16 protein-coding genes are annotated in these 17793 nt (G+C 50.6%); 12 read left to right on the top strand and 4 right to left on the bottom strand.

Features of this window, described 5'->3' with window-relative positions; all coding sequences use genetic code 11:
* Positions 1–46 precede the first annotated feature (46 nt).
* A complete protein-coding gene (locus BP71_RS20995; protein ID WP_496382809.1) occupies positions 47–595 on the bottom strand; it encodes an RNA 2'-phosphotransferase in 549 nt (182 codons plus the stop codon).
* Positions 596–832: 237 nt separating this feature from the next.
* Between BP71_RS20995 and BP71_RS20990 the strand changes: the two genes are divergently transcribed.
* The 7 genes from BP71_RS20990 to BP71_RS20960 all read left to right on the top strand — a co-directional run bounded on the left by BP71_RS20990 (position 833) and on the right by BP71_RS20960 (position 9946).
* Positions 833–1399 carry a 2'-5' RNA ligase family protein gene (locus BP71_RS20990; RefSeq protein ID WP_496382807.1) on the top strand — a complete coding sequence of 189 codons (567 nt, stop codon included), beginning with the start codon at positions 833–835 and terminating at the stop codon, positions 1397–1399.
* Positions 1400–1417: 18 nt separating this feature from the next.
* On the top strand, positions 1418–2020 hold the full coding sequence (locus tag BP71_RS20985; protein WP_496382805.1) for a hypothetical protein: 603 nt from the start codon (positions 1418–1420) through the stop codon (positions 2018–2020).
* Positions 2021–2088: 68 nt separating this feature from the next.
* Positions 2089–2697, top strand: coding sequence for an RNA polymerase sigma factor (locus BP71_RS20980; RefSeq protein WP_496382803.1), 609 nt, complete (start codon positions 2089–2091; stop codon positions 2695–2697).
* A gap of 80 nt (positions 2698–2777) precedes the next feature.
* Positions 2778–3842: a FecR family protein gene (locus BP71_RS20975; RefSeq protein WP_496382801.1), complete on the top strand. Its 1065-nt coding sequence runs from the start codon at positions 2778–2780 to the stop codon at positions 3840–3842.
* Between the two features lie 132 nt (positions 3843–3974).
* On the top strand, positions 3975–7430 hold the full coding sequence (locus BP71_RS20970; RefSeq protein WP_496382800.1) for a TonB-dependent receptor: 3456 nt from the start codon (positions 3975–3977) through the stop codon (positions 7428–7430).
* A gap of 35 nt (positions 7431–7465) precedes the next feature.
* Positions 7466–9079 (top strand): RagB/SusD family nutrient uptake outer membrane protein, encoded by a 1614-nt coding sequence (locus tag BP71_RS20965; protein WP_496382798.1) that lies wholly within the window; start codon positions 7466–7468, stop codon positions 9077–9079.
* Between the two features lie 180 nt (positions 9080–9259).
* Complete coding sequence (locus tag BP71_RS20960) at positions 9260–9946, top strand: hypothetical protein (RefSeq protein WP_496382796.1); 687 nt, start codon at positions 9260–9262, stop codon at positions 9944–9946.
* 164 nt (positions 9947–10110) lie between these two features.
* Here the strand turns inward: BP71_RS20960 and BP71_RS20955 are convergent, their stop codons facing one another.
* The gene (locus BP71_RS20955) at positions 10111–10845 is read right to left on the bottom strand and encodes a DNA-formamidopyrimidine glycosylase family protein (RefSeq protein WP_496382794.1); all 735 of its coding nucleotides are present in this window, start codon (positions 10843–10845) and stop codon (positions 10111–10113) included.
* Between the two features lie 569 nt (positions 10846–11414).
* Between BP71_RS20955 and BP71_RS20950 the strand changes: the two genes are divergently transcribed.
* Entirely contained in the window at positions 11415–11624 is a 210-nt protein-coding gene (locus BP71_RS20950) for a hypothetical protein (RefSeq protein WP_496382792.1), read from the top strand.
* Positions 11625–11674: 50 nt separating this feature from the next.
* Positions 11675–12838 carry an AI-2E family transporter gene (locus tag BP71_RS20945; protein WP_496382790.1) on the top strand — a complete coding sequence of 388 codons (1164 nt, stop codon included), beginning with the start codon at positions 11675–11677 and terminating at the stop codon, positions 12836–12838.
* 61 nt (positions 12839–12899) lie between these two features.
* Here the strand turns inward: BP71_RS20945 and BP71_RS20940 are convergent, their stop codons facing one another.
* Positions 12900–13913, bottom strand: a complete 1014-nt coding sequence (locus BP71_RS20940; protein ID WP_496382788.1) for a ScyD/ScyE family protein — start codon at positions 13911–13913, stop codon at positions 12900–12902.
* Positions 13914–14115: 202 nt separating this feature from the next.
* On the opposite strand from BP71_RS20940, the gene BP71_RS20935 reads away from it, so the two are divergent.
* From BP71_RS20935 to BP71_RS20925, 3 genes are all read left to right on the top strand, one after another.
* The gene (locus BP71_RS20935) at positions 14116–14694 is read left to right on the top strand and encodes an O-methyltransferase (RefSeq protein ID WP_496382786.1); all 579 of its coding nucleotides are present in this window, start codon (positions 14116–14118) and stop codon (positions 14692–14694) included.
* Positions 14695–14881: 187 nt separating this feature from the next.
* Positions 14882–16069, top strand: coding sequence for a formaldehyde dehydrogenase, glutathione-independent (gene fdhA, locus BP71_RS20930; RefSeq protein ID WP_496382784.1), 1188 nt, complete (start codon positions 14882–14884; stop codon positions 16067–16069).
* 133 nt (positions 16070–16202) lie between these two features.
* Positions 16203–16790, top strand: coding sequence for a rhodanese-like domain-containing protein (locus BP71_RS20925; RefSeq protein ID WP_496382783.1), 588 nt, complete (start codon positions 16203–16205; stop codon positions 16788–16790).
* A gap of 66 nt (positions 16791–16856) precedes the next feature.
* Here BP71_RS20925 and BP71_RS20920 read toward each other — a convergent pair whose 3' ends face one another.
* On the bottom strand, positions 16857–17756 hold the full coding sequence (locus tag BP71_RS20920) for a Nif3-like dinuclear metal center hexameric protein (protein WP_496382781.1): 900 nt from the start codon (positions 17754–17756) through the stop codon (positions 16857–16859).
* Between the last annotated feature and the right edge of the window lie 37 nt (positions 17757–17793).

Raw genomic sequence — 17793 nt, 5'->3', positions numbered from 1 at the left:
ATTTTTTCACTCGGCGGGTTGCGTCGGCGTTTCAGCTTAACAGTGTCTATTCGTGGATCTTCAAAAACTGTGGTGGCACTGAGTCAATCAACCACACGCCGTTGGTCGACATGTAGAATTCAAAGTCAGTTTCTAACATTGAGGCTGTATCGACTTCAAATATTACCGGCTCGCCATAACGTATCCCTACCGCGCGAGCTGTTTTCGTATCAGAAGAGAGGTGTACATGATGTCGCTGCATTTTTTTCAAACCCTCGGTAAAAATAGCATCGATGTTCTTACGGGCCGTGCCGTGATAAAGAACTGCGGGTGGTTGCCTTTTCTCGAATTCGATCTGGACGTCGGCCGAATGCCCTTGATTGGCACGGATTCGATGTTCACCTTCATCAAACGAAAAACGTTTTTTGTCGCTCGTTTCCACAATTTCTTTGAGCTCATCCAAAGTAAAAAAGTGTCCATGTTTGTCACATGCTGTCACCAGGTCAGAAACTTTGACCCAGCCATCCTCTTCCAGTTTCAAACCAACCGCCCCTGGTTCATGCCTTAGAATATAACTTAATAGTTTACTGACCTTTTCGTTTCTCTGTTTTTCCATTTGTGATGAGCTTGCTTATTCAACTACCGCTTCACTGTCGTCTTATTTACTGACGCTAAACCCAGGTTTGGCATAAATGTAGCGGTTGACTCACATAATTACCAATGCTTTTTGAAGTTCTCCTGGCGTCATGTAGCTTTGATATGGCGAGTCGCGCCGACGCAGTTTACATAACGTGATTTACGTACGACAAACACTATTGTTAATTTGAACCTTACTCCGTATTCCCTTGCAATAATGCCCCCGCCGCCGATTCATGAAGATATTCGCGGCTTCAAGCAACTCTTCCGCGACGCCACAGGCAAAAGCTACGGCAGCGCCAACGCCGACGGCCACATTTCCCTCGACGGCTTCGATGCCGCGGAGGCGGACTATCCATTGATCCTGGCTGAATACATCAAACTAGTTTCCCCATTAACGCCCTTCCAGCTCAATTTTTCCGGCTTCTCCGACTTCGACCGGGCCAACTTCTCTGCATTCTACATCAAGCCAACCGAAGAATCATCCAACGCCATCCGCGAGCGGACACAGGTGATTATGAAGGCGTTCGATAAGAAGTTCAAAAAGCAATACATGCAGAAATGGGCCGACGAGTCGAAGAACCCGCATATGTCCATCGGCCGCAGGCTTACGCGGGAGTGGATTGCATTGGCTTATTCACTTTTTACGGATTATGAGGCGGGATTTCTCTGTGAATCTTTTGCAATTAGAAAGTATAATGAGAAGCGTCGGCAGTATGAGGTGGTCGACACGATTCCTTTGCTGGGCAAAAGCGCCGATGGAGGGCAGATTAGTTTATTTTAAACGAAACTTTTCTAAGCCATGCTCCAACGCTACGCCCCCAACGAATTCCACGCAGACTACCTCTCGCACCGCCTTACAAAAGCCAAGCGCCGGTGGGACAAAATTGCATTCTATGTGATGGCAAGCGTGTTTGTCGTCACCTGGGTGGCGCTATTTTGGAAGAGAGAAGAGACGAATAGCTACATCAATCAGTTTGAGAATGCGTTTGTGGAGTGGATATTTGGGGAGCCAAATGGGAGAGCGTTGTTCATTGGCCTCGCCGGGCTTTTTTTTCTGCTGAACCTTGGCCCCACTTTGCTGCACTACATCCGGAAATACTTGCTTTATCCGAAGTCTTCGATGCATTTACAAGCCTATTTAAAGGTGCAATCCAAGGAGGCGATCAGGCTGCCGCGGGCGCAGAATGAGACAAAAACGCCGAGGGCATTTTATGCGTACGTACCGCATCCAGTGAGTGGAAAGATCTTGCCGGTAGAGGTTTCCGAGGATTGGTATATGCATTTGGAAGCGGGAAATCAGGTCCATGCCTACTATCATCCCAGCAGCGATAATGTCCTCTATCTGGTTAAAGATCAATCCATCACACGATCGACTGATCCTTTTCTGACCACGTCTGACTAAATTTTGATAAATAACTGTCCTGCCTTGTCAGGTCGTCATCCGCTTTCTTCGTCTATCGCAGTTAATCAATGACTGCGTATTACACTTTGGGAAATTTGGAGAGGACGACGGACGACGGCACGCTTTGGCTGGCCTATCGCAATGGCGACCATGAGGCACTGGGGCTTCTGGCCGAGCGGTATTATGGGACGTTGAAGCGATATGGGCTGAAGTTTATGGTCGACGGAAGCATTGTCGAGGACTGCATCCAGGACCTGTTCCTGGATCTGTGGCAGAACCGGGCTAAAATCAGCCAGACGCCTTCGGTCAAATTTTACCTGCTCAAATCGGTCCGGCACAGTATCGTCGGGCATTTACGTTATCACCAGCGTTTTGCCAGCGAGGAGTCGCTGGACTGGGACAATGCATTACCTGAGGGGTTCAATGCGGAGTCGTTGCTGATCGAGCAGGAAACACTTGACGGGCTCGTGAGCCAAATGCGCGCGCAGATGGACGCTCTGCCGAAGCGCGAGCGCGAGGCGCTATTCCTACGCTACTATGAGAACCTGAGTGTAACCCAGATTTCGGATATGATGGGGGTCAACAAACAGTCGGTTTCCAATTTCCTTCAAAAGGGTATTTCGAGGATCCGGGCCAAATGGCTGGTGTCGATGGTACTAAACTTATTCTTTTTTTAATTTTTTTTCTTCCGCCGAGGGTATATCGTTCTATGCTATTCATAATATCATAGAAATCATTCGAATAATGAAGAATGGATATGTCCGATTACGAATTCAACTCACCTGAGGATTTTCTGGAAAGCGACCGCTTCCGTGGCTGGGTAATGGGCCTGTACCCGGAAGACAAGGCATTCTGGGAGGTTTTCCTCGCGCAGCATCCCGACAAGCGGCCGATGTATGAAAAGGCTGTGGCGACGCTTTTGGTGATGAACGCCAGTGACTGTACGTCAGCTGCTGATGCGGACAAGGCCGCGGCACTCCGGGACTTGATCGAGGCACAGTCGGCCCGGGACACTGCATTCCCGCTTTGGCGCTGGATGCGCTGGGCGGTCGCTGCGATGCTGGTTATTTCGGCTGGTTTCTGGTGGGTGCATTCACAAAAAGCTGCCATGAAGGATGGGTTAGCAACCCGTCGGACAGCGGGCGCCGGATGGGTGGTGCGGGAGAACAAATCGCAGGAGCTTTTGCTCGTTAACCTCCCCGACGGTTCATCGGTACTGCTTAGCAAGGAAAGCAGCATCCGGTTTACCGCGGATATGACGGGGCCGGAACGGAAAGTGTATCTGGATGGGGAAGGTTTTTTTGAAGTCGTGAAAAACCCGACGAAACCTTTTTTCGTCATGACCGATAAACTAACGACCCGTGTACTGGGTACGAGCTTTCGCGTAAGGTCCTATCCCGGAGCCGAAGAGGCTTTGGTGGCCGTTAAGACAGGCAAGGTTTCGGTGATGACCGACGGCCATCGCGAGGGGGAGGCGTCTTTGCTTACGCTGTACCCGAACCAGCAGGTGAATCTGACCCGCAAAAAGGACAAAATCATGCGGGCAGTCACCGCTGCTGTGCAGGTGAATCAGGCGATGCCGATCGAGAAGGAGCCATTCAATTTCGACTTCACCCCGGTTTCCGAGGCATTCAAAACGCTCGAAACGCAGTATGCCGTGAAAATCCATTATGACCTGGAAAAGATGAGCCGCTGCACCATCACCGCCTCGCTCAAAGATGAGCCTTTCCTTGAAAAGCTGCGGCTGATATGCCTTGCCACCGAATCATCCTATGCAGTGAATGGAGACGAAATTATGATCTCCGGCCTGGGATGCCCCTGACTTTCTGAAACAACTATCTAACTTTTTTCTATGACAAAACCCTTTGTAAAGCAACTTCTTTGAATTAAAGCCATTTGTCTCCGATGGCGACAATGAGGCTACTATCTAACGTTTCTGAACATTTAACCAATTATGAAGAAAAATTTATCGGCAAAAACGGGCGGGCGCATTGCAGCCGGGACCGTACGCGGCTTACTATGGCAGCAAACGCTCCTTCTGCTGCTGTTCATGCAATTCAGCTGGGCGAAAGACGGCAGTGCACAGGAAATGCTCAACCAGCGCATTTCTATTTCAGTGGAGAACGAGCGGATCGAATCGGTGATTTCTAGGCTCGAAAAGTCAGCGAATGTCAGTTTCCTGTACAGTCGGGAAATCATTCAATCGAGACGAAAAATCAGTTTTGAAGCCGCAAACAAGCCATTGTCTGTTGTACTGGACGGTATTTTGCTCCCGCTGGGTTTGAAATACGAAGTTTCAGGCGACAAGATCATTCTGAAACGGCAACTGAATACCTCAGACGCCGAGACAAACGTGGTACCTGTTTCGCAAATCACACCGGCCGTAGCTGAAATCAATATTTCAGGAACCGTAACGGATCAGGGCGGGATTGGCCTGCCGGGCGTGAGCATACTTGTGAAGGGAACGCAAACCGGCACGACCACGGATGCGGACGGGAAGTATAAGCTCTCGGTAGCGGACGGTAACGCAGTACTGATTTTCAGCTTTGTCGGTTATATCTCCCAGGAAATCCCTGTGGGCAGCAAGACGGCCGTCGATGTGCAGCTCCTTACAGACGACCGCGCGTTGGAGGAGATTGTCGTAGTCGGCTACGGAACCCAGAAAAAGGCAAACCTGACCGGCGCCGTTTCCACAATCGATTCCAAGGTCATTGAAAACCGCCCTTCCAGTAACCTTGCAACGGGTATGCAGGGCGTTACGCCCGGGCTTGTCGTGACGCGCCAGACCGGGCAGCCTGGTCGCGAGAACATTAATATCCAGATCCGCGGGGCAACTTCCGCCAATGGTAATGTAAATCCGCTGGTGCTGCTCGACGGTGTGAGTGTGCCCATCAGCACGATGCAAACCATGAACCCGAACGACGTCGAAAATATCAGCGTGTTGAAGGACGCGGCTGCGGCGGCGATTTATGGCGCGCAGGCAGCGGGAGGGGTTATTCTGATTACGACCAAAAAAGGAAAATCAGGAAAGGTTACCTTCGATTACCTCGGACAGCAAGGGATCGACTGGTCGCTGAATGTGCCCGAAAGAATGTCGTTGCTGGATGAAGCATTGTTTTCCAATCAGGCGCGGATCAATTCCGGCAGCAGTCCGGAGTATACCGACGAGGAGATCCAGCGTATCCGCGACCGTGTACCTTACGTGGTGAATCCGGCCGATACGTCTTCCTATCTGTATTATAACCAGGATCCGATCGCCAACCGGATCCTGCGTAAATACACGTCCATGAGTACGCATAACATTACCGCACGCGGCGGCACCGACAAGCTGAACTTTTTGATTTCGGGAGGTTACTACAACAAACAGGGTGTTTTTAAAGTGGGCCCCGACAACTATAACCGGTACAATGTGCGGATGAACCTGGGCTCGCAGCTCACGAAGCATCTTACCTTGGATAGTCGGTTGGCATACACCAACGATAAAGCCAGGACTTCGTCGGCGGAAGTGAATGGCGGCGGCTTGATCTACCAGATATACCGTTTTCGGACCAGAAACCCATTTTTTACACCGGAAGGCCGCTATAATTCTGCCAATAATACCTATGCGATCCTTGAATCGGGTGGCTACAATGAGAACCGCAGAAATTACTTCGACGGGGTGTTTACATTGACGGCCGCCAACTTTGTAAAAGGATTGCAGATCCGCGCCATCGCCGGCACGCAGTACCGCCGGGGTGACCGCCAGCAGTTCAACAGGACCGTACCACTTTGGAGCAAATCCAAGGTTGCAGGTTATGTAAACCAAGTCAATTCCTACAATCTTACCAACGACGTGACCAAGAACACCAACTTGCAGGCGTTGGTGAACTACGATTTCACGGCTGGTAAAGACCACAATTTCGGACTTTTTGCGGGTTATCAATGGGAGAACTTCCGGACGGATACCTTGTTTACAGGCGCTACCAATCTCGTAAGCAACGACCTGCCCACATTAAACCTGGGTGACGATAAAACCAAAAGCAACCGGCAAATCATCGCGACCTATGCATTCCAGTCTGTTTTTGGAAGACTTAATTACAATTACAAGAATAAATACCTGATTGAAGCGACGATCCGTCTCGATGAAAGCTCGAAACTGGCGCCGGGTTTGAGAAGAAAAGTATTTCCTGCGGCGTCGGCCGGATGGAACCTGCACCAGGAGAACTGGTTTGCGACACCCCTACCATTCTTCTCGGAATTCAAACTGCGCGGATCGTGGGGACGTCTCGGAGGGGCATTGGGCACCAACATCGGCTACTATGATTATCTCAGTCAGCTATCCCGGGGCAATAACCTGGTGCTTGGCGACTCCCGGACGTCGTATATCAATCAGGGCTCCATTCCATCGGCGGCCCTTTCCTGGGAAACGATCGAGACGACCAACTGGGGTATCGATTTAGGGCTGCTTCAAAACCGTTTGCAGTTCAGTGGTGATTATTATGTCAAATACAACCGCAATATGCTCACGCCTCAGCAGTTGCCGGGTGTTATTGGTGTAGGAACACCGAGAAAGAACAATGGTGAGCTCAAATCGTGGGGATGGGAAGCTGAGCTGCGTTTCCGGGATAAGATCGGTAAAGATTTCAACTATTCATTTGCGGTCAATTTCTCGGATAATAATAATAAGCTCATCAATTTCTCAGGCACGACAGTCGTATCGGCCGGCACCAACCGCCTGATCGAAGGCTATGCACTTAATAGCATCTGGGGCTATCAGACCGATGGCTATTTTGCCACAGCCGACGAGGTGAAGGGATGGGCTTTCCAGGATAACCGGGCAGGTGCCGGGGATGTGAAATATATGGACCTGAACGGCGACAAGCGGTTGTCGGTCGGAAAAGGCACAGTTGCAGATCACGGTGACCTGGTTTTGCTGGGTACGACGGCTCCGAGGTACCTGTTTGGGGTTACGCTGGGAGCGAGCTGGAAAGGGTTTGATTTCAGCGCATTCTTCCAGGGTGTAGGCAAACGCAGCTATCGCGCCAATCCTGAATCCGTTGCCCCGCTGCTCGTGACCTGGAAACAGGCGATGGGTATCCACAGCGACTACTGGACACCGGAACATACCGATGCATTGTTTCCGAGACCTTACACCGGCGCTACCCACAACTATGTGGCTTCGGATAAATGGACGCTGGATGCCAGTTATGTCCGCCTGAAAAACATTCAGTTCGGCTACACCATTCCGTCCCGCATCACCGAGCGTGTCAAGATCTCCCGCGCGAGACTTTTCTTCTCGGGTCAGGATATCCTCACGATCTCCGGACTGGGCAAATTCCAGGGCTATTTCGACCCGGAAACGCGTGACGGGGTAGAAAACGATTACCCGTTCTTTGCCACTGCTTCGGTGGGTATCAATGTGTCGTTCTAAAAATGTGACTGATCATGGCTTTCAAGAAAATACCAATGAAAATAACCTTCAAAAAGACCTTAATAGGTTTGTCGCTGCTCGCCGGACTGGCTTCCTGTGATGTGAACCGGCTGCCGGAGACCAATATCAGCGACGACAGTTTCTGGACGTCGGAGTCGGATATCAAGACGGCGAACAACTATCTGTATACGTTCCTGCCCGGATTTAATAATGACGACGTCTGGTCGGACGATGCATTCGGATTGGCTTCCAGCACCATCAGCGACGGATCCAGACTGGCGCCGGCCACCGCGACAGGGGACTATAACAACCCCTATACACTGATCCGCGCGGCTAACAATATCATCGAAAAAGCGCCCCGCGCAGCGGTAACCCCGGCGGTGCTCGACCGCTATCTCGCGGAAGCGCGGTTCTTCCGCGCCTGGGCCTATTTCTCGCTGGTGCAGAAGTATGGCAGTGTCCCGCTGATCCTGAAAACACTCGATGAAAACAGCCCCGAGCTACGCCAGCCTGCTGCTCCACGCGAAACCATCGTGGACCAGATTTATTCCGACCTGGACTTTGCTGCCGCGAACCTGCCGACCATTACCGCGCTCGGTACGGCCGATTTTGGCCGGATTTCTAAAACCGCCGTGCAGGCATTCAAAGCCCGCGTAGCATTGTTTGAAGGCACTTTTGCCAAGTACCACGCGAAAGGCGATGCTGCCAGGCACCTCACCATGGCCGTTGCATCCAGCAAGGCGGTGATCGACAGCAAGGAGCATGCATTGTTCGGGAATTACTTCGATCTTTTCCAGATGGCCGGGGAAGGCCGCCAGAACAAGGAGAATATTATCGTCAAACAATACGGCGTGTCGAATACAGAACGCGTACTTGTACATTCCTACTATCGCGGATCGCTGGAAAACGGGAATGTGAACCCTACCAAATCGCTGGCGGACTCGTACCTGATGAAAGACGGTCTGCCGATTGCCAAATCGCCGTTGTGGACGTTGCCGGATTCTTCTCATAAGGTTTTCAGAAACCGTGACGCCCGTATGAGTGCGACGTTCATGAAGCGCGGAGACGCGATGATGACGACGAAACCGATCTTCGACATCGCCAATCTGGTATTCAATAAAACGGGCTATATGTTCCGCAAGTTTGCCAACGTCGACGACTGGAACACGCAGGCTTCCACCATTGACCGACCATTGCTGCGGTACGCGGAAGTGCTGCTGACCTTTGCGGAAGCCACCTACGAGCTGAACGGGAGCATTACCGATGCCGAACTGGACATGTCCGTCAACCTCCTGCGTGAGCGCGGGCAGGTCGCTAAACTGACTAATGCGTTTGCAAAGGCCAATGCCCTTGACGTGCGTGACGAGATACGCCGTGAGCGAAGGGTGGAGCTGGCACAAGAAGGCTTCCGTTATTGGGACATTATCCGCTGGAAGACTGCCGAAACCGAACTTGTCAAGCCGGTGCTGGGTAATTTTTATTTCAAAGGCGAGTTTGCCGCCGCCACCGTCAATCTGACACCGGACAATGTAATCCTGGTCCAGGCAGCTACTTTCCGTAAGTTCGACCCCGCGAAGGATTACCTCTGGCCGTTACCCATCAACGAAATCGCATTGAACCCCGAGCTGGATCAAAATCCGGGTTGGTAGGTGGAAAGAGAAGGAAGGGGATGAAATGGAGGAAGGGAGGAGGGAGGAAGGGAACTAAGTATTTTCATTCTCCCTTTCTTCCCCTTCCTCCATTTTTCCTATCCCCTTTCATAAAATATTCAACCGGTTACAACCGAATAGGTAAATGAGGAGTCTAACCATTTATAAACCTCTAAACCTATGCAGACAAAATTTATCGCATTACTACTTTCGGCGGTCCTCTTTTCTGGCTGCCTTTCCAACTCAACTGTGGATCCTGTCACTACCGGACCGGAGCCAACTCCTTATAGCGTTGTCCGGGACAGCATTGAAACCGGCAGCTATCTGAACATTGCTATCGGTGAGGAAGCTGCCAGTGTTTATCCCAAAATCCAGGCGCTTCAGTCCGTTAAGGATATTTCGGGGCTGAGTGTCGTGAGCAACATTTTTTCTGATCTCGCGGCGCTACGGGACCGGATTCCTTTGTATCAGTACATTTTGCTGGATCAGCAGCAGGGCACAGACTCTGGTGTGCAAATTACCATCGAAGATCAAACCGTGAACGCGATTTTCTTAAACAGCGGGAAAAAATTAAACCAGTGGCCGGAAAAAGAAAAAGCTGCTTCGTCGGTGCGGATGGGAGATCGTGTCTCGGATTTGTATGAGAAATTGGCGAATATCCGGGGTATCGGAAGTTATAAGAACAAATTTGAGCGTATTTTCCTGTTTGTCAAAAACCTCGGGACTTCCTACGATCCTGGCATGAGTCAATCGCCGCAATGGTATTTTGGCTATACCACAGGTACGGATACGATGGATCAGGTCCAGGTGCATTTTCGCGCAGGTAAGGTCGTGAAGATCAATATCGATCATTATACCAAGCATTGAGTCGCATTGAAACGAGGGAGCGGGGGCCTGTGTGCATGACGACGGAGGCTTCCGCTCCTTTTTATATGCTTTTGCGCATAAATTCAGGGCAATTTCGCTGTATAAATGTACCTGAATACCGTCTCATCCGGTGGTTCGTACTCGACAGCACGTCGTCATATAGCTCAATACCGTTGCTGGCAATTTTCACAAAAGTAACTCCTCCGTTTCCCTTTGCCCAGGTATTCCTTATGAAACGGAATGTCGCACCGCGGGCAAATCGTTTTGGTATGCGCCAGCCAATGCTTCTTTAGAGTACCTTCCTGCTTCCATTTGAGAAAATCAAAGGCATAGTTCCTGGTTTCTTTCACGATTTCTTTCAGCCTGGTATCAGGGATTTCGCCAAGCACACTCAGCGGGTGCACGCGCACGCGGAACAGCACTTCATTTTTGATGATGTTACCGCTTCCCGCAAAAATATCCTGATCGAGTAATGCATCGCAGACCAGCATTTTGGGTTTGTCCTTTAATTTTTTCAATGCGGCTGCGGACTTCCAGGATTGGGACATGATATCGCCGGACCAGTCATAGATCTCGTCGGCGGGTTGATTGATGAGGCTAATGGACGAGGCGTAGAAGTTCAGTTCGTGATGGTCGAATTGCAGGCTTAATTTTGACTCGGTATTCTTTTGGTTGTCAATTAAGTAGGAGCCAAAAAGCAGGAAGTGAATGCGGACGGTAAAGTCCTCGAAGCAGATCAGGAAATGCTTGCCCCAGGATCTGAACTCAGCCACTTTCTGGTTGATCAACCTGTCTTTGTCGATCGCGGCATTACCTTCTGCGTGCCGGATCGTTTTCCCTTTAAGCCCGAGCTCTTCAACGGCTTTCCTCAAAATAACAATGGATGGTCCTTCGGGCATAGCGCGGCGTTTTTTGAGAGTAGCCTGCTAAAAATGTGCCAGAATGGGGAGAATGGAGATGGAGGAGATGGAGGAATGGAGGGATGGAGGAATGGGGGAACGGAGGAATGGAGGAATGGGGGGATGACGGGAAAAAAGGGGCAAAATAAATCGGGCGTCCTGATGTTGGTCGGGCGCCCGATTAGTATATTTTGTTGTAAACCGAAGGGCGATGATACTGTTGGACCTGCTCCAATTCGGTTTTTGGCTCGTTTATTTTTTTACCACCTTGTATTTTACCAGGTTACCATCCTGTTTGATCAGGTCAACAATATACTGGCAGGAATTTAGGCGTTTAATATCGATGCTTTCCTGGCTCATGGTGTGAGATTTTGCAGCCCGTTAAAGTTTGATAGATGCATAAACCTGATGTTCAGCACACCGACGGAAGTAAGTTTTTCCAGTCCTTGAAAACTGGTTGCATTCGGATTACCATCTACTTTCAGCGTGCTACCTAATTTGTCACACTGAACAACATTGTCCGGCACGGATATTATAGGTTTTAAAAAAACAAACCAAACCATAATGCCATGCGGAATTTCATGATTACCATTGCTTCTAATTCTGACGAAATTACCCTGACTTTTGAACGACACCTCATCGAATCGGATACGTACCCGAGCCGGTCGTATATTGCCAACGTTGTCAACCGCGGAGGGCCCGAGCAGCCGCGGGGCGAAGTGATTTCGATCGTCGAGCTTTCCGATCAGGATGTAAAAGAATATGAAGGCGTCGCGTAACGATCGGCGCGGTAGCGTACACCTCACTTTCCAACACTGACACCTTTATTATGGGGCTATTTTTCAAAAGTCGCAAACAAGAACCCGCTACTGAGCTACCCGAATGGCTGTCTGCACGAGACGGTTTTCCTTTCTACATCAAAGCCCCCATGGTTCTTATCGGGCTCTGTCTTTTCTTTTATATTCTCAACCTGTTACAGGAGATCGTGGTCCCTTTTGCATTCGCCGGACTGATTGCGATACTACTTAACCCGGTGTATAACCGTTTCCAGAAGTGGAATTTCAACAAGATCGTGGCTATCGTGCTCACGATTTTTCTGGCAATACTGGTGGTGGCGGGGATTATGTTTTTCCTGTCGTCGCAGATCGTGCAGTTCGGGGATATGATACCCCAGTTGGAGAAGAAGTCAGTCAAATTGCTTGGTAATTTGCAGGTCTGGCTATCGTCGACCTTCGGAATTTCTACAGAGAAACAGATGAGCATGCTCGACGAGGCGATTAATAACAGCAGGGCCTATGTGGGCAAGACGGTGAACACCTTGTTCGGTATTATCAGCTTTTTCGTGCTGATTCCCCTTTATATCTTCCTGTTGCTGTTTTACAAACCGTTGATCCTCAATTTTGTTTTCGAGGTTTTTGATGAAAACAATTCCGAGCAGGTCGCTGAAATATTGCAGGAAACCAAAGGCGCGGTGCAAAGCTATATCGTTGGCCTGATGATCGAGACTACAATTATCGCGACATTGAACTCCATCGCTTTGCTCATACTGGGCGTGCCTTATGCATTGTTGCTGGGCGTCATCGGCGCAATTCTCAACCTCATTCCCTACATCGGCGGTATCATCGCTATTGCATTGCCGGTACTGATTTCGTTCATCACCAAAGACGGCTATACCACGCCGCTGCTGATCATTGGCGCCTATATGCTCATTCAGTTTCTAGACAACAACATTATCGTTCCGCGCGTGGTATCGTCCAAAGTGTCGGTCAATGCGTTGATTTCTATTCTGGTGGTGTTGCTGGGCGGTACGCTCTGGGGCGTGAGCGGGATGTTTCTGTCCATACCTTTTGTGGCGGTTCTCAAAATCATCTTCGACCGCATCGATGAGCTGAAACCCTGGGGCAAGTTGCTCGGCGACAAGATGCCGGAAGATCCTCCCGCAAAGGTCGTGAACCCCCGGGAAGCGGAGGATAAGGAGCAGACATTGTTATAAACCAAACAGGCAGGTATTCATCAGCAAATACCTGCCTGTTTGGGATTCCATGTATTTTAAATCAATAATCGAGCTTCCTAATGGCGCCGTCGCCAAGGCTGAGCACGTAGAAAGTACGGTCGCCATGGCGCTTGATGTCGGTAGGCATGTTCAGCCCGCCAATCAGCACCATGCCATCCTCGTTGACGACCGATCCGGTGTTAGGCTTGAAGCCCGGAGGGTTACCAGGGCCCCCGGGAGGCGCTGTGAAGTCGGCATAATGTAGGAAAAGCGGTTTGTTGTTGGCGGTCAATGTCAGATGAGTGAGGGTTGTAAAGCCGGATTTACGGGGAACCATCACGCCACTGGTACTTACCTGGTAGAGATTTGCCGTACCCGGCAGGAATGGGAAGCCGGTCAGACTGCTCAGCAGGAAGTTGGTGCCATCGAAAACAATGCCGGTAGGAACCGCATCCCTTTTCCCTACCACGGGCGGGAAAGTGGTAAAGACCTCGAGGGCATGACTATCCTTATCGCGCCGGATAACTGCATTCGCTCCGGCGTCAACGATGTAGAGGTGCCCGTCGGGCCCTTTTGTAAGGGCAAATGCATTCGAATTATTGTCGAATGTGAGGTTTTTGGTGGCTACAAATGCCTTGATGTTCTCGTAGGCGAGGTGGTCCTTGTGCAGCGGTATGGTACCCGCAAGTACGGCCGCAGGGTTGATAATATAGAGCAGGCCTTCCACACCATGCAACAGGTATAATGTACCGTTATCATAATACAAATGGCTGATGCCTTCCACATTACCCTGGTTTATGATCGATTTGAAGTCGGTAATGACTGTCGTTTTCACGCCCTGAGGGGAGATCATTACCAGCGCGCCGTCGTCATGTCCGGTACCGCCCTCTGTAACCCAGAACCGGCCCTGTTCGTCGATGACCATGCCGATTGGAGCGCGCAGGCCGCTCGCAAAGTCGCTAACTGAAAATTGTGTCGGTTCCGGAATCGGTTCGGCGTGGTCGGTACAGGCCACCATGATCGCCGTTGCGGCCATGACGGCGAATGCTAGAAATGAGAGGAAATACTTTTTCATTGCGGTTGAGTTTGAGTGGAATAGATGAGAAAGGAAATAGGCGGGGACTGTGGGCAAAAGTAAGGTTTTAGTACTCCCTACTCATTGTGTAAGTGCGTCATTTTCAATAGGATTTATTAAGCGGTAAATGTTTTGCCGAATGTTTTTAATTGTCAGCAAATATTGATTTTTTGCAGTTTTCAAATCCACCACCAAACTGCATATGAACCAGGACATCCGCCAGCCTGTACCCGACGCTTATTTCGCCATTGATGAGGCCACAAAGGCCTCCGGCTTTACGATGGCTTCCGACATTTACACCTGTTCGTTACTCAAAACACTCGCCGCTTCGAAGCCCGGAGGCAGGTTTCTCGAACTGGGCACGGGTACCGGCCTCTCCACTTCGTGGATCCTCGCGGGGATGGACGCCCACGCTACGCTCGTTTCCATCGACAACGATGCCCGCTTCCTTGACATCGCCGGCGAGCACCTGGACGCCGACCCGCGCCTGACGCTCGTGCATGCGGACGGTGAAGACTGGGTGCAGGGACATTTAAGTGAAAGATACGACTACATTTTCGCAGACACCTGGCATGGCAAATACCTTTTGCTGGATGAAGTGCTCGATATGCTCAATCCCGGAGCATTTTACATCATCGACGACATGCTCCCGCAACCCAACTGGCCCGAAGGTCACGACCAGAAGGCCCTCCGCCTGATCGATTACCTCGACAGCCGCACTGACCTCGCTGTGACCAAGCAGATCTGGGCGACGGGCATTATCCTCGCGGTCAGGGTCTGACACCGCGCACTTCCTTTTCATCATACAAAAGCGCCCTGTGGCTCATTCGTGAGGGGATTTGTAACTTTTTGTGGCTCGTATAGGAGTAAAAACGGAAGTGTGGCGTGTTTGGATTTAATAATTATTAGAATCTATTATAATTATTAAAGATCGAGAGAGTTTAGTACTAACCCTTAAATCTTACCTTATGTGCCAAAATCATGGAGTAGCTTACATTAAGCCGGGTGAAGTGGAAGTTCAGGAGATCGAGTATCCCAAGCTGTCGATCGGTGACCGAAAGTGCGAGCATGGTGTGATCCTCAAGATCGTTTCGACCAACATCTGCGGTAGCGACCAGCACATGGTCCGCGGACGTACCACCGCACCGGCCGGGCTTGTGCTCGGGCATGAGATTACGGGTATCGTGATCGAAGCGGGGCGGGACGTCGAATTCATCAAAGTAGGCGACCTGGTGTCTGTACCCTTCAATATTGCCTGCGGACGCTGCCGTAACTGCAAGGAAGGTAAAACCGGCATTTGCCTCAATGTGAACCCTGCGCGTCCCGGCGCTGCGTATGGGTACGTGGACATGGGCGGCTGGGTTGGCGGGCAAGCGGAGTACGTCATGGTGCCGTACGCCGATTTCAACCTGCTCAAATTCCCGGATAAAGACCAGGGAATGGCCTACATCAAGGACCTCACCCTGCTATCGGATATTTTCCCGACCGGTTACCACGGCGCAGTCACTGCCGGTGTGGGCCCGGGCTCGATTGTGTACGTCGCGGGCGCAGGACCAGTAGGTCTCGCTTGTGCGGCTTCCTGCCATTTGCTTGGCGCGGCCGTTGTCATCGTGGGTGACATGATCCCGGAACGCCTCGCTCAGGCCGCCAGCTTCGGCTGTGAAGTGATAGACCTGACCAAAGACACGCCTTTGGAACAAGCCATTGCCGCCATTATCGGCGTACCCGAAGTGGATTGTTTCGTCGACTGCGTTGGTTTTGAAGCGCGCGGGCATGGCTCACATGCCGTCGAGGAGCGTCCTGCTACTGTGTTGAATACCGCCATGGCCGTTACCCGCGCCGGCGGAGCTATCGGTATCCCAGGCCTGTATGTGACCGGCGATCCCGGGGCCAAAGACAAAGCTGCCCAGGAAGGCAGTCTGAGCATTCGTATTGGTCTGGGCTGGGCCAAGTCGCACTCATTCTACACAGGGCAATGCCCGGTAATGAAGTACCACCGGAATCTGATGAATGCGATTCTGTATGATAAGATCAAGATCGCGAAGGCTGTGAATGTGGAGGTGATTACTTTACAGGACGCGCCGAGAGGATATGCGGATTTTGATAAGGGAGCCGCTAAGAAGTTCGTGATTGATCCGCACGGGATGATAGTTTGATAATATATTAGAATAGAAAAGGGCCGTTTCCGTTGTAACTGGGACGGCCTTTTGTATTGAAAACAATTTCAAAAGCGCAGTTTTCATTATTGATGCATTTTACCCACTTATTTCGGATCCATTTTTTAAAGCCATGAAGCAGTACCTGATTTTCTCGATAATTTCTTTTTGTAATATAACCCAATTTGCCTTCGCTCAGAACACTCATGGGAACAAGGTAGCACCGAAGTACAAGAAAGCGCTGGTGAGTTATTCGGATTTCAAGAGTTTGCTTTTGGAAGCAGAAAAACATAGAGCCAATCACCTGATCAGCTTCGATGAATTTCTTACTGCGGCAAAAAGCAAAGACGTCATTGTGCTTGACACGCGTTCCGCTTTCCGGTTCAAGCGTAAGCACTTGAAAGGAGCAATTAACCTGAACTTTTCGGATTTTACCCAGGAGAACCTTAGCAAAATTATTCCCGATCCAAATAGTAAAATACTGATCTATTGTAACAACAATTTTGAGGGAGATCAGATAGACTTTGCTTCAAAGGTCGTTGTTCCGAAAAACAGGCCTGAAACGCAGATACTAGCCAACAGGAAGCCGCGCATGCTTGCGTTGAACGTTCCAACCTACATTACGCTGTTCGGGTATGGTTATGTCAATGTGTTCGAACTGGATGAACTGGTCAATATCAAAGACAAGAGAGTTGTATTTGAAGGTACGGAGGTCAAGTGACTCGGCGATCGCGCCACATCGCATTGAAAGATCGGTTAATTACCCATTCAATCATTCGAAATTGATCTAAATCCACTGAAACGGGTCTTTCGATGCGATATGCGTCACTTTCAATCCGCCAACCTTCGGCTGTAACCACTCCACAAAATACTCCATGCCCGGCTCTTCACTTACAGCATGCCCGAGGATTATCAAAGCCATTTTTGAGCCTGATAATCTTCCATCCCGCGCATATTCCGCAGTTTCCCACTCGGGTGTTTCGCCCACGATGAGCACGTCGGGTTTTTCGGCTTCAGCTATCGCAACCTGCCTTTGACCACCCGCAGCGCCGGGCATGATGGCAAGTTTGGAGCACGGTTGGGCGAGGTCGCCGATCACACGGAGTTTCTGGATGCCGAGCCTGGTCTTGAGGTGCTTTACGAGTTCGCCCAAAGTCGTGGCGGGAATGGTGAGGGCAGGGGATTCATTTTTGTAATAGGCTGTCCAGCCGGCTTTCTTAACGACGCCGTAACGGATCGCGTCGGGTTTCAGTGAATGGCAGTAGTCATGGAAACGCCAAACGGCGATCTGATGCTTTTCGAGCAAGGCCTGCTTCTTTTTAACAACTTCGTTGCCTTTCACCCATTCCGGATCGTCGCGGTGGTTGTAAAACGTCGGTTCGTGTGCGATGATGAAATTGGCTTTCAGTTTCACGGCCTGCTCGATGACGCTGACGGTCGCGAACATGGTGGTGATAACGCCGGTGACCGTTTGATCCGCGCTGCCGGATTTGATGGTATCGACCGTATCAGGGATCGGTTTCAGATTTCCCTCTTGGAGGATCAGGTCGATGATTTGCTGGACAGTATACGCCTCGGGCCTGGCTGTTGCAGCAAAGAGCGTTTCCGGCAGCAGGAATGTAAATGCCGCGGATAATGTGGCCTCGGTCAGGAAGCGGCGGCGGGTTGTGTGGTCAGGTGTTGTCATATATGGTCAGGAATTGTCAGGAAGTTTGTTTGCGTAG

The sequence above is a fragment of the Dyadobacter ginsengisoli DSM 21015 genome (assembly GCF_059568735.1).
This window is presented reverse-complemented; position numbering and strand designations above follow the sequence as displayed.

Excerpts from the sequence above, each read along its gene's own strand:
- BP71_RS20995 (WP_496382809.1), bottom strand. The coding sequence starts at position 595 with ATGGAAAAACAGAGAAACGAAAAGGTCAGTAAACTATTAAGTTATATT.
- BP71_RS20990 (WP_496382807.1), top strand. The coding sequence starts at position 833 with ATGCCCCCGCCGCCGATTCATGAAGATATTCGCGGCTTCAAGCAACTC.
- BP71_RS20985 (WP_496382805.1), top strand. The coding sequence starts at position 1,418 with ATGCTCCAACGCTACGCCCCCAACGAATTCCACGCAGACTACCTCTCG.
- BP71_RS20980 (WP_496382803.1), top strand. The coding sequence starts at position 2,089 with ATGACTGCGTATTACACTTTGGGAAATTTGGAGAGGACGACGGACGAC.
- BP71_RS20975 (WP_496382801.1), top strand. The coding sequence starts at position 2,778 with ATGTCCGATTACGAATTCAACTCACCTGAGGATTTTCTGGAAAGCGAC.
- BP71_RS20970 (WP_496382800.1), top strand. The coding sequence starts at position 3,975 with ATGAAGAAAAATTTATCGGCAAAAACGGGCGGGCGCATTGCAGCCGGG.
- BP71_RS20965 (WP_496382798.1), top strand. The coding sequence starts at position 7,466 with ATGAAAATAACCTTCAAAAAGACCTTAATAGGTTTGTCGCTGCTCGCC.
- BP71_RS20960 (WP_496382796.1), top strand. The coding sequence starts at position 9,260 with ATGCAGACAAAATTTATCGCATTACTACTTTCGGCGGTCCTCTTTTCT.
- BP71_RS20955 (WP_496382794.1), bottom strand. The coding sequence starts at position 10,845 with ATGCCCGAAGGACCATCCATTGTTATTTTGAGGAAAGCCGTTGAAGAG.
- BP71_RS20950 (WP_496382792.1), top strand. The coding sequence starts at position 11,415 with ATGCGGAATTTCATGATTACCATTGCTTCTAATTCTGACGAAATTACC.
- BP71_RS20945 (WP_496382790.1), top strand. The coding sequence starts at position 11,675 with ATGGGGCTATTTTTCAAAAGTCGCAAACAAGAACCCGCTACTGAGCTA.
- BP71_RS20940 (WP_496382788.1), bottom strand. The coding sequence starts at position 13,913 with ATGAAAAAGTATTTCCTCTCATTTCTAGCATTCGCCGTCATGGCCGCA.
- BP71_RS20935 (WP_496382786.1), top strand. The coding sequence starts at position 14,116 with ATGAACCAGGACATCCGCCAGCCTGTACCCGACGCTTATTTCGCCATT.
- fdhA (WP_496382784.1), top strand. The coding sequence starts at position 14,882 with ATGTGCCAAAATCATGGAGTAGCTTACATTAAGCCGGGTGAAGTGGAA.
- BP71_RS20925 (WP_496382783.1), top strand. The coding sequence starts at position 16,203 with ATGAAGCAGTACCTGATTTTCTCGATAATTTCTTTTTGTAATATAACC.
- BP71_RS20920 (WP_496382781.1), bottom strand. The coding sequence starts at position 17,756 with ATGACAACACCTGACCACACAACCCGCCGCCGCTTCCTGACCGAGGCC.